The organism is Agrobacterium sp. 22-221-1, from assembly GCF_053522445.1.
Genome location: NZ_JBNWCL010000005.1, coordinates 151541 through 164834 on the forward strand (window position 1 = coordinate 151541; position 13294 = coordinate 164834).

15 protein-coding genes are annotated in these 13294 nt (G+C 61.1%); 8 read left to right on the forward strand and 7 right to left on the reverse strand.

Annotated features, from left to right (window positions below; genetic code table 11):
* Genes ACQZ5N_RS09770 through ACQZ5N_RS09780 form a run of 3 tightly spaced genes read right to left on the reverse strand, consistent with a single transcriptional unit; the run spans position 1 to position 1707 of the window.
* Positions 1 to 789: an anti-sigma factor family protein gene (locus ACQZ5N_RS09770; RefSeq protein ID WP_269313831.1), complete on the reverse strand. Its 789-nt coding sequence runs from the start codon at positions 787 to 789 to the stop codon at positions 1 to 3.
* Complete coding sequence (locus ACQZ5N_RS09775; protein WP_448732789.1) at positions 786 to 1343, reverse strand: RNA polymerase sigma factor; 558 nt, start codon at positions 1341 to 1343, stop codon at positions 786 to 788. Before ACQZ5N_RS09775 ends, ACQZ5N_RS09770 begins: the two co-directional genes overlap by 4 nt.
* Positions 1327 to 1707, reverse strand: a complete 381-nt coding sequence (locus ACQZ5N_RS09780) for a COG4315 family predicted lipoprotein (protein WP_078051963.1) — start codon at positions 1705 to 1707, stop codon at positions 1327 to 1329. The genes ACQZ5N_RS09775 and ACQZ5N_RS09780 overlap by 17 nt, the downstream gene beginning before the upstream one ends.
* Positions 1708 to 1848: 141 nt before the next feature.
* Here ACQZ5N_RS09780 and ACQZ5N_RS09785 point away from each other — a divergent pair, with 141 nt between their 5' ends.
* Positions 1849 to 2208 (forward strand): ArsR/SmtB family transcription factor, encoded by a 360-nt coding sequence (locus ACQZ5N_RS09785; protein WP_198939095.1) that lies wholly within the window; start codon positions 1849 to 1851, stop codon positions 2206 to 2208.
* The gene (locus ACQZ5N_RS09790; RefSeq protein ID WP_448732790.1) at positions 2205 to 2687 is read left to right on the forward strand and encodes an SRPBCC family protein; all 483 of its coding nucleotides are present in this window, start codon (positions 2205 to 2207) and stop codon (positions 2685 to 2687) included. The genes ACQZ5N_RS09785 and ACQZ5N_RS09790 overlap by 4 nt, the downstream gene beginning before the upstream one ends.
* Positions 2688 to 2693: 6 nt before the next feature.
* On the opposite strand, the gene ACQZ5N_RS09795 is transcribed toward ACQZ5N_RS09790, so the two are convergent.
* Positions 2694 to 3176, reverse strand: a complete 483-nt coding sequence (locus ACQZ5N_RS09795; protein WP_142779444.1) for a DUF2269 family protein — start codon at positions 3174 to 3176, stop codon at positions 2694 to 2696.
* On the reverse strand, positions 3176 to 4462 hold the full coding sequence (locus tag ACQZ5N_RS09800) for an SDR family oxidoreductase (RefSeq protein WP_448732791.1): 1287 nt from the start codon (positions 4460 to 4462) through the stop codon (positions 3176 to 3178). Before ACQZ5N_RS09800 ends, ACQZ5N_RS09795 begins: the two co-directional genes overlap by 1 nt.
* Positions 4463 to 4586: 124 nt before the next feature.
* On the opposite strand from ACQZ5N_RS09800, the gene ACQZ5N_RS09805 reads away from it, so the two are divergent.
* A complete protein-coding gene (locus ACQZ5N_RS09805; protein WP_003522390.1) occupies positions 4587 to 5714 on the forward strand; it encodes an ATP-dependent DNA helicase in 1128 nt (375 codons plus the stop codon).
* Between the two features lie 6 nt (positions 5715 to 5720).
* Here ACQZ5N_RS09805 and ACQZ5N_RS09810 read toward each other — a convergent pair whose 3' ends face one another.
* The gene (locus ACQZ5N_RS09810; protein WP_080851513.1) at positions 5721 to 6419 is read right to left on the reverse strand and encodes a MerR family transcriptional regulator; all 699 of its coding nucleotides are present in this window, start codon (positions 6417 to 6419) and stop codon (positions 5721 to 5723) included.
* 236 nt (positions 6420 to 6655) lie between these two features.
* Here ACQZ5N_RS09810 and ACQZ5N_RS09815 point away from each other — a divergent pair, with 236 nt between their 5' ends.
* Together ACQZ5N_RS09815 and ACQZ5N_RS09820 are read left to right on the forward strand one after the other, a co-directional pair.
* Positions 6656 to 7411, forward strand: a complete 756-nt coding sequence (locus tag ACQZ5N_RS09815) for a pyridoxine 5'-phosphate synthase (RefSeq protein WP_448732792.1) — start codon at positions 6656 to 6658, stop codon at positions 7409 to 7411.
* 72 nt (positions 7412 to 7483) lie between these two features.
* Positions 7484 to 8749, forward strand: a complete 1266-nt coding sequence (locus tag ACQZ5N_RS09820; protein ID WP_448732793.1) for an NAD(P)/FAD-dependent oxidoreductase — start codon at positions 7484 to 7486, stop codon at positions 8747 to 8749.
* 229 nt (positions 8750 to 8978) lie between these two features.
* Here the strand turns inward: ACQZ5N_RS09820 and ACQZ5N_RS09825 are convergent, their stop codons facing one another.
* A complete protein-coding gene (locus ACQZ5N_RS09825) occupies positions 8979 to 10025 on the reverse strand; it encodes an NAD(P)-dependent alcohol dehydrogenase (protein ID WP_142779439.1) in 1047 nt (348 codons plus the stop codon).
* 190 nt (positions 10026 to 10215) lie between these two features.
* Here ACQZ5N_RS09825 and ACQZ5N_RS09830 point away from each other — a divergent pair, with 190 nt between their 5' ends.
* The 3 genes from ACQZ5N_RS09830 (at position 10216) to ilvC (ending at position 13249) form a co-directional block, all read left to right on the forward strand.
* The gene (locus ACQZ5N_RS09830) at positions 10216 to 11124 is read left to right on the forward strand and encodes an AraC family transcriptional regulator (protein ID WP_020811163.1); all 909 of its coding nucleotides are present in this window, start codon (positions 10216 to 10218) and stop codon (positions 11122 to 11124) included.
* Positions 11125 to 11526: 402 nt separating this feature from the next.
* Complete coding sequence (locus ACQZ5N_RS09835) at positions 11527 to 12180, forward strand: TetR/AcrR family transcriptional regulator (protein ID WP_448732794.1); 654 nt, start codon at positions 11527 to 11529, stop codon at positions 12178 to 12180.
* Positions 12181 to 12229: 49 nt separating this feature from the next.
* On the forward strand, positions 12230 to 13249 hold the full coding sequence (gene ilvC, locus ACQZ5N_RS09840; protein ID WP_046798127.1) for a ketol-acid reductoisomerase: 1020 nt from the start codon (positions 12230 to 12232) through the stop codon (positions 13247 to 13249).
* Positions 13250 to 13294: the final 45 nt, after the last annotated feature.

The following is a 13294-nucleotide window of genomic DNA, read 5'->3' on the forward strand; positions in this document are numbered from 1 at the left end:
TCACGTCGGGAACTGCCGGTAGCATTCCTCGGCGATCGCTTGCACCTCGTCGCGCGTCAGCTCGGCGGACACGGCGTAACCCAGTTCATTGTCGATCCAGTAGAAGGTCTCGATGCCGTCGGCGCTGGCCATGCGGAAGCTGGTGGTGCGGTTTTCCTCGTTGTGGCCGATCAGCACCGTCACCCGACGGCCGGTCTTGTCCTGATACATCAGCATCGCGCCCGGTTTGCCGCTGACGGGGATAAGACGCCCGCCGACGAGGTCGTATCCGATCTTCGAGAGATCGGGGATGGTGAAGGGGTAACCGAGCCGCTTGCCGAGCCATGTGGCGAGATGCTGCTGTTCTCCCGCGCCGACTTCGACGGGATGGCGCACCTCGCTCGCATAGATGAGATAGGCGGATTTCGCCTGTGCGGGAATATCCGTCGTCAGCGACGCCAGCGTCACGTCCTGCGGTGTGGAAAAAGACGGCGGCAGAAGCCTGCCCGCCGCAGCACCCGCCACGAAGATCAAAAGGGCTGCCGCTGTTTGCAGGAGAACCGGTTTTGCCCGCCATGCGCGATCCTTCTTTTGCGGGCTGAGCATCGATGCGTCATGCGGATGTGCGGCGGCATAGGAGGCGAAGGCGTTGCGCAGAATATCGGCCTGTTTTCTCCATTCCTCCACACGGGCCTGCTCTTCCGGCCTTTCCGCCAGCCAGGCCTCGACAGCCGCGCGGTCATCGTCGGAAAGAAGTCCGTCGACATAGGCGTGCAGATCGTCTTCGGTTATGGCCTCTAGCCGTTTCATCTTGGTCTCCGCAGGGGTATGATATTATCCGCCGCCAGATGCTGGCGAAGGGTTTCGCGGGCGCGGGACAGTCTGGACATGACGGTGCCGAGCGGGATCGACAATGTCTCGGCCGCCTCCTGATAGCTGTAGCCTTCCACCGTCACCAGCATCAGCACGGCGCGCATGTCCGGTGAAAGAAGTGCCAGAGCGCCGTGCAGCCGGTCATTCTCCAGCGTATCGCCGAGGGTGTCGGCAATGGCGATGCTCTCATGGCCGTCCAGGCTCTCGGACGGGTGGCGTTTCTCGGCGCGGTGGCGGTTACGATAAAGATTCGTCATTATCGTATAAGCCCATGATTTCAAACCCGTTCCGCGCCATTGCCTTTTATTGGCCAGCGCCTTTTCCACGCAGTCCTGCAAGAGGTCTTCGCCATCGGCGTCGGAACGGGAAAGGCTGCGGGAATAACGGCGCAGCATGGGCATCAGCGCCAGCATTTCGGTTTCGAAACTGCCGGCTGCGGGGGAATGGTTCCCCCGCTTTTCGTCCTTCATGCCATCAGGGTTTTGCGGCATCCCATACACCGTTCATACCGTCGCCGGTGGCGTCGCCTTTTTTCGTGTCCTTGACCCAGTAATAAAGCGGCATGCCATCCTTCGCCCATTGCATCTTGCCGTCCTTGCGCTTCACGAGGGAATAGGCGCCCTCGGCCTTGTCGCTTGCGGCTGCGAAAAACGGCGGCCAGTTCACCGCGCATTTGTCATAACAATTGGATACGCCCTTCTTGTCGTTCTTGAAAGTGTAGAGCGTCATGCCTTTTTCGCCCGCCAGCACATCGCCCTTGGCGGTCTTGACGGTTTCGACCATAGGGGCGGCATAGGCCGTTCCGGCAAAAGCCAGAACGAGGGCGGGAACGATAAAGCGGATCTTCATGGACATATCCTCCTTGGTTCGGGCGGCCTCTGCCGCCAGCACATCAAGAGACACCGCAGCCCGACGGATTATTCCCTGCGGCAACGAATTTTCGCGATTTTTAAACTTATCCATTGAGCTAACTATTTCGATATGATAGTTAGCCTTATGGAAAACTATTCAGACGCGCTCAACGATATCTTTCAGTCTCTTGCCGATCCGACCCGCAGGGCGGTGATCCTGCGGCTGGGCGGCGGGGAGGCGAGCATCGGAACGCTGGCCGAACCCTTCGACATGGCCCTGCCATCCTTCATGAAACATATCCGCCAGCTGGAAGAGGCGGGGCTGATCGTGACGCGCAAGCAGGGGCGTGTCCGGTTCTGTTCCCTGGAGAAACAGAGGTTCTCCATGCTCGATGGCTGGTTGTCGCAACAACGCGCCATCTGGGAAGGCCGCACCGACCGGCTCGAACAATTCGTCATGGCGCAACAGGACAGGATGTCCAGCAAAGGGGAGAATGACCAATGACCGAGACTTTCAATCCCGATCTCGACCTGAAGGTTTCACGCATCATCAGGGCGCCGCGCCGGCTCGTCTGGAATGCCTGGACGGACAAGGCCAGCCTCGAACAATGGTGGGTGCCGCATCCCGGCCAATGCCGGGTCGACCGCATGGAGCTCCATCCCGGCGGCGCCTTCGAAACGCGCTATAGCGAGGACGGCACGGCCTTCGGTCCGCATGTCAAAGGATGTTTCCTGGCGGTGGATCATGAGCAGCGTCTGGTTTTCACCGATGCGCTGACGGCGGGTTTTCGCCCCTCCGCCCAGCCGTTCCTCACCGCCGTGATGACATTTCGCGATCACCCCGACGGCATGGAATATGTGGCCTATGCCATGCACAATAACCCTGAGGATCGCGACAGGCACGCGGAGATGGGTTTCTTCGACGGTTGGAACACGGTTGCGGAGCAGCTGGCGCAGCTTGTCGAGCGACAGGCGGTCAATTGAGCCGCATCAGCCGAACAGGGGAATGTCCGGCTTGTTGAGCATGAGCCAGATGATGCCGAGAACCGCGAAAAAGGCGGGAAAACCACAGGCGAACCAGATGCGGTAAAGCCGGAACCATTGCGCCGGCAGGGCCTGTCCGGTGGCGGCGCAGTCGCGGGCGATATCGCGCAGTCTGATCTGTATCCACACCACCGGCAGCCAGAAAATGCCGGTGAAGACATAAAGGGCGAGCGAAAGCGCGATCCAGCCCTCGGTCAGCGGCCAGCCGATGATGCGCGCGAGAAAATATCCGGTGACCGGCTGGATGATCGCGGCGGTGGCGGTAAAGACCGTGTCGGCGATGACGACGGTGCCTGAGACATGGGCGATCAGCGCCGGGCTGGCCGTCCGCCGTGCCATCACCATGAAAAAGGCAATGCCCGCGCCGGTGCCGAACAGCACCGTCGCGCCGATGACATGGGCAAGCCGCAGAAGTTCCTCAAGTGCCATCAGCGTTCATCCAAGGTGGCGAGGGCAACGAGCGTCAGGGCGACGGAAGGCAGAACCTTGACCAGAGGACCGAGCGGATCGAGCCAAAGGGTCGGTTCCAGCAGGCTGCCGCCGGCCAGATAAGCGGCGCTGACCAGCAGCATGGCGACCAGCGCTTTTCTGGCGAGCGGCCGCAGCAGGACGGCGATGCCGAGGGCTATATCGATGAGGCAGGTGGCGAGCGTGAGAATGACAGCCGGCGCCTGCGGCATAAAGGGCAGGAAATGCGCCACTGCTCCAGTGATATTCAGCAGCGGTACGAGGCCGGACAGCAGCCAGAATAAAGACAGGCAGAGAACGATCAGGGGTTTCAGCAGATATAATCTGGCAAACCACAGGTCCTGCACGCCGGAAGGGTGGGCGGCCAGCGTCTGTTCCAGGGTCTTGAGTGAGGCCATCGCCGGTCCAGCTTCATTCTCCGTCACGATGCCTTCCGACATGACTGTCATGGCGGTCGAACGCAGCGGCGACCGCCAGCCGAGTTTGCCTGCGGCATCCGCCACAAGGCCGACGGGGCGCATGAAGGCGGCGGGAAGATTTATGACCGGAGCACGGCGCAGGCCCAGCCATTGCCGGTGTCTGGCGACCACGTCCTGCAACGTCAGCGTTTCCTTCGCGGCGAGTTCGAGATCGCTGCCCGGCGGGATTTCGTCGTCGATCGCCGCGCATACCACGGTTGCCACATCCTCCACCGCGACCGTCCGGACGGCGATTTGTCCATTGACGAGCGGGACCACGAAGGGAAAGCCTGCAAGCGCGCGCACGAGTGCCGTGCCGCCGTGCGCGTTTCGCCCAACCACCAGCGCGGGGCTCAGAATGACGTGAGGCAGACCGCTTGCGGCGAGCGCCTCATCGGCTCGGCGTTTGGTGGCGAGGAAGGGCAGGCCGGATGCGGCCCCCGCCGTGCGGGCCGATATCTGGATTATCCGTCTGCCGCCCGCCTGCGCCGCTGCTTCATAGAGCGCCAGCATCGCTTTTTCCTGCGTCGCGGCAAGGTCATCCGACAGGCCGTCCTGCAGCGCGCCCGCGCAATTGACAATGGCGTCATGGTCATGGACGAGCGATGACCAGTCTGTCGCGTGCGTCATCCTGGAAAGATCGGCTGAGACCCAGTTGGCGAAAGGCCATTTGTCGCGGGCGCGGGTGACCGAACGCGCCAGCCCCGTCACGGCATGCCCGCGGAGGTGCAGGCTTTTGAGAACCTCCGAACCGATGAAACCTGTTGCGCCGAGAATCAATATCTTCATACAAGGGATGATAGCGACCACGGCTTAAAAACCAGCCGTGTTTTATTGCCGCATTCTCACGTAGCGATTCATCTTTCGTTCTTTTTTTGTTGCGCATGACGCTCGAATCCTGCGATGAGGGCGCATGTTATTTTCACCGCAACAGGACGAAGCGCTGAAGGCTGTTTCCCGCTGGCTGAAGGAAGGCCGGACGCCGGTTTTCCGGCTGTTCGGTTATGCCGGAACGGGTAAGACGACGCTTGCCAAGCATTTCGCGGAAAATGTCGATGGCGAGGTGCTGTTTGCGGCCTTCACCGGCAAGGCGGCGCAGGTGCTGCGCTCGCGCGGGGCGACCAATGCCCGCACCATCCATTCGCTGATCTATCGCCCGCGCGGTGAAGAAACGGTGGAAGACGAGGAAACCGGCAAGACTTCGATTGCGCCGATGTTCTCCATCAACCGCCAGAGCCCGCTTGCCAAGGCGGCGCTCATCATCATCGATGAATGTTCGATGGTGGACGAGCAGCTCGGCAGGGACCTGATGAGCTTCGGCACGCCGATTCTCGTGCTTGGCGATCCCGGCCAGCTGCCGCCGGTTTCGGGCGGCGGCTTCTTTACCGAGCAGGAGCCGGATTATCTGCTGTCGGAAATCCATCGGCAGGCCAAGGACAATCCCATCATCCATCTCGCCATGGATGTGCGGGAAGGCCGGGAGATCATGCGCGGCGATTACGGGACGGCGCAGGTGATTTCCAAATCCGAGGTGACGCAGTCGCTGGTTCTCGATGCCGATCAGGTGCTGGTCGGCACCAACCGCACCCGCCGCCGTTACAATCAGCGGCTTCGCGAGCTGAAGGGTTTTACCGCCGACTACCCGCAATCCGGCGACAAGCTGGTCTGCCTCCGGAACGATCCGGCCAAGGGGCTGCTCAACGGTTCGCTTTGGCAGGTGATGAGTTCTTCGCGCGAAACGGTGAAGCCCGGCATCAACCTGATGATCCGGCCTGAAGACGACGATATGGATCGTGGTGCTGCCAAGATCAAATTGCTGAAGGCGGCCTTCGAGGATGTGGAGACGGAAATTCCGTGGTCCACCCGCAAGCGTTATGACGAGTTCGATTTCGGCTATGCGCTGACCGTGCACAAGGCGCAGGGTTCGCAGTGGAACAATGTGGTTCTCTTCGACGAGAGCTATGCTTTCCGGGACTCGCGCGAGAGGTGGCTTTACACCGCCATTACCCGTGCGGCAGAGACACTGACAATCGTTCGTTGATCGTGACTATGCACGGATGACGCCGAGCAGAACCGCCTTGGCGACCGCCTGAAAGCGGTTGCTGGCATTGAACTTGCCGATGATCTTCGCCTCGAGAACATTGAGATCGCTGCCCGAAAGACCAAGCGCGCGGGCGAGCCTCACCGGGGCGTAACCCTCCGCCATCAGCTCCAGACATTTTCGTTCGGTGTCGGTGAGGGCGATGTCCTTTGCCGGCGCCCGTTCCGCGCCATCCATGCCGTCCGCATCCGTGTCGGCGACCAGCAGTTCCTCGATCTGCTGGGCCTGGCGCTGAAGGGTGGAAAGCTCGGCCGTCAATTCCCGCTTCCGCTGCCGCAGCGCGGCGTGGAATATATCGTCCGCCTCGCTTTGCGAGAGCGAACGGACGAATTTTTCCATGATCTCGGTAATGGCGGCGACGGAAATGCCCACTTCACGGCAGACGTTGATGACGGCCATGCGCTGGACGTTGCGGTGGGTATAGACCCGCATCTGGCCGATCCGCTTCGAGGTCAGCAGCGCCTTTTCTTCGTAAAAATGCAGCGTCCGGTGGGTCACCCCGAAGATATTGGCCATGTCGGCGATGGGCACGGGTTCTGCGGGCAGAGAGGAGGGCAGGCTTATATCCGGTAGAAAGCTGCTGATCCTTAGATTGGGTTTGTCCTCGTCGCCGTGACTTTCGAACGGCATCCGGCCATCCTGCATTGTCTCCCCCTTCGCGCTCTTTGACAGTGTGCCTGCCTTTTTAAAGGTGCCCGTTGCTTGTTCCCCCAAGACGGGCATGTTTTCCGATCAAGACCTCATGCCAAACGCTACATCAGAACCGTAACGTGTATTGCCTGTTTTCGTTCCCGTAATAATAAAAAATTCGCCGGCCTTCTTGCGATTGGCCTCAACCTGCGTGAAACAGGATGTCAATTCCGAACCGGAGCCCCGATGCCATGCCCGCAAAACTTTCTGTCAATCTGAACGCAATTGCCATGTTACGCAACCGCCGCGATCTTCCATGGCCGGATGTCGCGCATTTCGGGCATATTGCACTGGCGGCGGGGGCAAGCGGGCTGACTGTACACCCGCGGCCGGATCAGCGCCATATCCGCTTTTCCGATCTGCCGGTGCTGCGCGCCCTGATCGACGACAGTTTTCCCGGCGCGGAATTCAACATCGAAGGTTATCCGACCGAGGATTTCCTCGTTCTTTGCGAAAAGACCCAACCGGAGCAGGTGACGCTGGTGCCCGACGATCCCTCGCAGGCAACCTCCGACCACGGCTGGGATTTCCGCAAGCACGGCGTTTTCCTGAAAGACGTGGTGGGGCGCCTGAAGGCTGGCGGCATGCGCGTCTCGCTTTTTGCCGATGGCGATGGCGAACGCGAGCCGGTGGAACTGGCGGCCGAGACGGGGGCGGCGCGTATCGAACTTTACACCGGCCCCTATGGCGGCTGTTTTGACGATCCGCAAAAGGGTGATGCGCTTCTCGAAAAGCTCGGGCAGACGGCGGATCACGCCCTGGCGCTCGGGCTTGCCGTCAATGCCGGCCATGACCTCACCGTCGCAAACCTGCCCAAGCTGATGAAACGCATCCCTTATCTGGCCGAGGTTTCCATCGGTCACGGGCTGACGGCGGATGCGCTTGAATATGGCATGGCTGAAACAGTCCGGCGTTTTTGTCACGCCTGCGGTCAGGCTATTTCATAACCAAAGTCAATTTTTTTGCCTATAGTTTGCCGGCGCATGCTCCGTGCGCGAGCTTATGAAGGCAGAAGACATATGCAAGAACATCATGTTGTCGTCGTGGGTGGAGGCTTCGGCGGTTTGCAACTGGTACACGGGCTGGAGGGGGCCCCTGTCCGCATCACATTGATAGATCGTCGCAATCACCACCTGTTCCAGCCATTGCTTTATCAGGTTGCGACGACGGCTCTGGCGACATCCGAAATCGCCTGGCCGATCCGCCATCTCTACCGCGACCGCAAGGAGGTCACGACCCTGCTTGCGGAGGTGACCGGCGTGGACCGTGCGGCGCGGACCGTGCATTTAAGTTCGGGTCAGGTGATCGGTTTCGATACGCTGGTGCTGGCCACCGGCGCCCGCCACGCCTATTTCGGCCGCGACGAGTGGGAGCGCTCCGCCCCCGGCCTCAAGACGCTTGAAGATGCGACGACAATCCGTCGCCGCCTGCTTCTGGCTTTCGAGCGCGCCGAACTCGCCACCAGCGAAGAGGAACGGCAGGCGCTGCTGACTTTCGTCATTATCGGCGCAGGCCCGACGGGCGTGGAAATGGCGGGCATGATTGCTGAACTGGCCCACAAGGCGCTGCCGGCGGAATTCCGCAATGTGGATACCAGAAAGACCCGGGTGCTGCTCGTCGAGGCCGGCCCTCGCGTTCTGCCGGTCTTCACGGAAGATCTTTCGGCCTATGCGAAGGAAGCACTCGAAAAACTCGGTGTCGAGGTGCTGCTCGGCACGCCGGTAACGGCGTGCAGCGATGAGGGCGTGACGGTGGGCGAGACCTATTATCCCTGCCGCACCGTGGTCTGGGCTGCCGGCGTGCAGGCGTCGCCCGCCGCAAAATGGCTCAACGCCGCCGCCGACCGGGCGGGACGTGCCGTCGTCGGGCCGCATCTTCATCTGGAAGACGACCCGAACATCTTCGTCATCGGCGATACGGCCGCCGTCAATCAGGAAAACGGCAAGCCGGTGCCGGGCATCGCACCCGCGGCAAAGCAGCAGGGCGCCTATGTTGCGAAGGTCATCAAGGCGCGGCTGGCCGGCCAGCCGTCGCCGCCGCCGTTCCGCTATAGCCATCAGGGCAATCTGGCGACCATCGGCAAACGTGCGGCGGTGATCGATTTCGGCAGGTTCAAGCTTAAGGGCGTGCTGGCGTGGTGGATATGGGGGCTTGCCCATATCTACTTCCTGATCGGAACCCGGTCGCGGCTTGCCGTGGCCTGGAGCTGGCTGTGGATTTACTTAAGCGGCCAGCACAGCGCGCGGCTGATTACCCAGAAAGAGACGCTGAAGGACGAGGCCTGAGGGCAGGGCGGGCAAATGACAAGGGCGGGAAGCATGGCTTCCCGCCCTTGTGTTATGACAGCTGCGCCAAACTACTCCTCCGTCATGCCGGACTCGATCCGGCATCCAGCCGACGCGGCTCTCGCGCGCCGAGAAGAGTTTTTTCAGCCCAAGGACTTGGGCTGACTGGACCCCGGATCTAGTCCGGGGTGACGGAGTGGGGATGTGGCGAGCCTGCCCTATCCAACGCTCACGCGTCGAGCGACGCCATATCGATGACGAAGCGATACCGCACATCGCTCTTCAGCACGCGCTCATAGGCTTCGTTGACATCCTGAATGTTGATCGTCTCGATTTCCGAGACGATGTTGTGCTCGCCGCAGAAATCCAGCATATCCTGGGTTTCCTTGATCGAACCGATCATCGAGCCGGACAGGTTCTTCGCGCCGATGATGAGCGAGAAGGCGTGCACCGGGATTGCATGTTCCGGCGCACCGACGACGACCATGCTGCCCTTGGGCTTCAGGAGGCCGAGATAGGCATTCCAGTCGATGGCGACGCCGGCCGTGCAGATGATGAGGTCGAAGGTGCCGGCCAGCTTCTCGAAGGTCGAGGCGTCGCTGGTGGCGTAATAGTCCTTCGCACCGAGCTTCAGACCGTCTTCCTTCTTCGACAGCGTCTGCGAGAGAACGGTGATATCCGCGCCCATGGCCGCGCCGAGCTTGACGCCCATATGACCGAGACCGCCCATGCCGACAATCGCGACCTTCTGGCCGGGACCGGCGTTCCAGCGACGCAGCGGCGAATAGAGCGTGATGCCGGCGCAGAGAAGCGGTGCGGAAGCGTCGAGTGGCAGGTTGTCCGGGATCGACAGGACGTAACCTTCCTTGACGACGATCGAGTCGGAATAACCGCCATGGGTCGCGGTCTTCGTGAAGGGATCGACGTCGTTGTAGGTCTGGACGAGGCCGGGCATGTAATGCTCGTTGTCCAGATCGCGTGTGGCGCAGCCGACGCAGGAATCGACGAAGCAGCCGACGCCGACATGGTCGCCGACCTTGAACTTCGTAACCTTGGAACCGACAGCTTTCACGACGCCGGCGATCTCATGGCCGGGAACGATCGGGTAGACGGCGTTCTTCCATTCGTTGCGGACGGTGTGGATGTCCGAGTGGCAGATGCCGGCATATTTGATATCGATGACGACGTCGTCATCGTTCGGCTCGCGGCGTTCGAAGGTGAACGGGGTAAGCGGCTTCGACGCATCGGTCGCAGCGTAACCTCTAGCAATAGCCATCTGAATATCCTTTCGGGAGTTGGGGACGACGGAATATGCGATGGAAGCGCGAGGCGGCGTTAGAGCGATCCTCCAAGCTTTTTGCACGATCCTGCAAAAATATGGTGGCGCACTCTTTGCGCGGGCCGCGCGGCTTTCTAGATAAAAGGCAATCAGACACATCTCTTCCTTCAGTTAAGGGATTTCCCCTATGTCCTTGCCGTTCAATGTCTATCAGGAGATCGCCTCCATTGCCGCGCGGCATGCCACCCAGGACGGCGAGGTGCAGACGGCAATCGACTCCCTCGGCATCAGCCGGCGCACGACGCCGAGCGCCCCATGCCACGGCAGCTATCGCCCCTGTCTCGCGCTGGTGATCCAGGGCTCGAAAAGCGTTCAATTGGGAACGGACACCATCAACTATGGCGCAGGGGATTATCTCCTGACCTCGCTTGATCTGCCGGTTGCATGGCGGGTGGTGGAGGCGAGCAGGGAGGTGCCGCATTTCTGCATCGCACTTGCCATCGACAGCGAAAAGCTGCTCGATCTCATGCGGCGCGTGCCCATCGATCCGCCTGCGGAGCCGGCGAACGCCCAGCGCGGCATCGTCGTCAATACGGCCACGCCGGAACTTCTTGATGCGGCTATCCGCCTGTTGCGCCTGCTCGACCGTCCGGCGGACATTGCGGCCATGGCGCCGCTGATCGAACAGGAAATACTCTACCGCATTCTGACCGGACCGGCCGGCGGGCAGCTTATGAACATCATCGCGGCCGGCAGCCACGGAAACCGCATCGCCCGCGCCATTGCCTGGCTGCGCGAGAATTTCGCACGCCAGCTGCGTATCGAGGATCTGGCCGATCATATCGGCATGAGCGTCTCGTCCTTCCATCATCATTTCAAGACGATCACGGCCATGACGCCGGTTCAGTACCAGAAGCAACTGCGGCTGCATGAGGCGCGGCGGCTGATGCTGCTGGAGCGGCTGGATGCGGGCACCGCCGGCCACCGCGTCGGTTATCAGAGCCCGTCGCAGTTCAGCCGCGAATATAGCCGTTTCTACGGATTATCGCCGTCGCGGGATATTGATGCATCGCGGGAGATCAGCGCGGCTGGGTAGTTGGGAAGGTTGTGCGTCGGTTAGTGGATCGATGGCGGGTGGGGCTTACCCCCCTCTGCCCTGCCGGGCATCTCCCCCTCAAGGGGGGAGATCGGCAGGAGGCCCTACCATCGCTCCATTCGCAAACGTTGAGATGGGCGAGACCCAACCACGAGTCGATCTCCCCCCTTGAGGGGGAGATGCCCGGCAGGGCAGAGGGGGGCAAGCCCCACCCGCCATTGATCTGCCACCAACACAAAACCTCCCAGTAAAGCTCCCCAAGCCGGCATCCACACTGCGCCGCACCGCGTCAATTCTCATCCTCCCCTGAAGAATCCGCTTGACGGGCAAGCAGCCTCCGCTTAAATGGCGCTCGAACCGTACCGTACGGTACATTAATCGAGCCCCTGGAGTGAAAAAGACTTGGCTTCCGACCCGATCACAGCGCAGGAATTTTCGCCGCGCCAGAACGCCGTTCTGGACCAGGCATTGCGTCTATTGGTCGAGGGCGGCGAGAAAGCGCTTACCACATCCGGGCTGGCGCGTGCCGCCAACTGTTCCAAGGAAAGCCTCTACAAGTGGTTCGGCGACCGGGACGGCCTGCTGGCGGCGATGATCACCTTTCAGCAGAGCAAGGTCCGCACCTTCGAAAAGGCGGGCGACCGCGTGTCTGCGCCGCAGCTTGCCGATCACCTCGAGGTTTTTGCGCATGATCTGCTGGATGTGCTGGCGGGTGACGTGTCACTGGCGCTTAACCGTCTGGCGATAGGGCAGGCGAGCCGTGACGGCTCGAAGCTCGGCGATCTGCTGCTGGAACGCGGCCGTCGCCAGATCGACCGGCGGGCGCGGGGGTTGATCGAAGCGGGTCGCCGTTCCGGCTATCTGCGTTTCGATGACGCTGAAGAGGCGTATCGCGGTTTTTACGGCCTCATCGTTTCGGATTTGCATGTGCGCATGCTGCTGGGCGAGGCGCCGGAGAAGGATTTTTCCGCCCGGGCGAAGAAGGCGGTCGTCGCCTTTCTGACCCTTTACGGTACGGAAAAGGTACATTCGGAACTCAGCGGCAAACCCGCCTGAGATTCCGGTTCAGACAACTGAGAGACAAGCATTAGGGAAGGACCATAAAATGCGCGTTTATTATGATCGTGATGCCGATCTCAATCTCATCAAGTCCAAGAATGTCGTCATCGTCGGTTACGGCTCCCAGGGCCGCGCCCATGCGCTGAACCTCAAGGATTCCGGCGCCAAGAACGTCGTCATCGCTCTGAAGGCCGGTTCGCCGACCGTCAAGAAGGCCGAAGCCGACGGCTTCAAGGTCATGACCGTTGCCGAAGCCGCCAAGTGGGGCGACCTTCTGATGATGGCGACGCCGGACGAACTCCAGGCCGACATCTACAAGGCCGACATCGCCGGCAACATCCGTGATGGCGCGGCAATCGCTTTCGCACACGGCCTCAACGTTCACTTCGGCCTCATCGAGCCGAAGGCATCGCTCGACGTCGTCATGATCGCACCGAAGGGCCCCGGCCACACGGTTCGCGGCGAATACCAGAAGGGCGGCGGCGTTCCCTGCCTCGTTGCCGTTCATCAGAACGCTTCCGGCAACGCCCTTGAACTCGCTCTCTCCTACGCCTGCGGCGTTGGCGGCGGCCGTTCGGGCATCATCGAAACCAACTTCAAGGAAGAGTGCGAAACCGACCTCTTCGGCGAACAGGTCGTTCTGTGCGGCGGTCTCGTCGAGCTCATCCGCGCCGGTTTCGAAACTCTGGTCGAAGCCGGTTACGCACCGGAAATGGCCTATTTCGAGTGCCTGCACGAAGTGAAGCTGATCGTCGACCTGATCTATGAAGGCGGCATCGCCAACATGAACTACTCGATCTCCAACACGGCCGAGTGGGGCGAATACGTCACCGGTCCGCGCATCATCACCGCCGACACCAAGGCTGAAATGAAGCGCGTTCTGCACGACATCCAGACCGGCAAGTTCACCTCCGAGTGGATGCAGGAATGGAAGGCCGGCGGCGCCCGCTTCAAGGGCATTCGTCGCAACAACGACGCCCACCAGATCGAAGAAGTCGGCGCCAAGCTGCGCGGCATGATGCCCTGGATCGGCAAGAACAAGCTGGTCGACAAGGCCGTCAACTAAGCTTCATTGCCTGTTGGGGAAAATATGGAGGCCGGAGCGAAAGCT

Coding starts and splice junctions, on each gene's coding strand:
- ACQZ5N_RS09800 (WP_448732791.1), bottom strand. CDS start 4,462: ATGAAGATATTGATTCTCGGCGCAACAGGTTTCATCGGTTCGGAGGTT.
- ACQZ5N_RS09775 (WP_448732789.1), bottom strand. CDS start 1,343: ATGCCGCAAAACCCTGATGGCATGAAGGACGAAAAGCGGGGGAACCAT.
- ACQZ5N_RS09770 (WP_269313831.1), bottom strand. CDS start 789: ATGAAACGGCTAGAGGCCATAACCGAAGACGATCTGCACGCCTATGTC.
- ACQZ5N_RS09785 (WP_198939095.1), top strand. CDS start 1,849: ATGGAAAACTATTCAGACGCGCTCAACGATATCTTTCAGTCTCTTGCC.
- ACQZ5N_RS09830 (WP_020811163.1), top strand. CDS start 10,216: ATGTCCTTGCCGTTCAATGTCTATCAGGAGATCGCCTCCATTGCCGCG.
- ACQZ5N_RS09825 (WP_142779439.1), bottom strand. CDS start 10,025: ATGGCTATTGCTAGAGGTTACGCTGCGACCGATGCGTCGAAGCCGCTT.
- ACQZ5N_RS09790 (WP_448732790.1), top strand. CDS start 2,205: ATGACCGAGACTTTCAATCCCGATCTCGACCTGAAGGTTTCACGCATC.
- ACQZ5N_RS09780 (WP_078051963.1), bottom strand. CDS start 1,707: ATGTCCATGAAGATCCGCTTTATCGTTCCCGCCCTCGTTCTGGCTTTT.
- ACQZ5N_RS09820 (WP_448732793.1), top strand. CDS start 7,484: ATGCAAGAACATCATGTTGTCGTCGTGGGTGGAGGCTTCGGCGGTTTG.
- ACQZ5N_RS09795 (WP_142779444.1), bottom strand. CDS start 3,176: ATGGCACTTGAGGAACTTCTGCGGCTTGCCCATGTCATCGGCGCGACG.
- ACQZ5N_RS09810 (WP_080851513.1), bottom strand. CDS start 6,419: ATGCAGGATGGCCGGATGCCGTTCGAAAGTCACGGCGACGAGGACAAA.
- ACQZ5N_RS09805 (WP_003522390.1), top strand. CDS start 4,587: ATGTTATTTTCACCGCAACAGGACGAAGCGCTGAAGGCTGTTTCCCGC.
- ilvC (WP_046798127.1), top strand. CDS start 12,230: ATGCGCGTTTATTATGATCGTGATGCCGATCTCAATCTCATCAAGTCC.
- ACQZ5N_RS09815 (WP_448732792.1), top strand. CDS start 6,656: ATGCCCGCAAAACTTTCTGTCAATCTGAACGCAATTGCCATGTTACGC.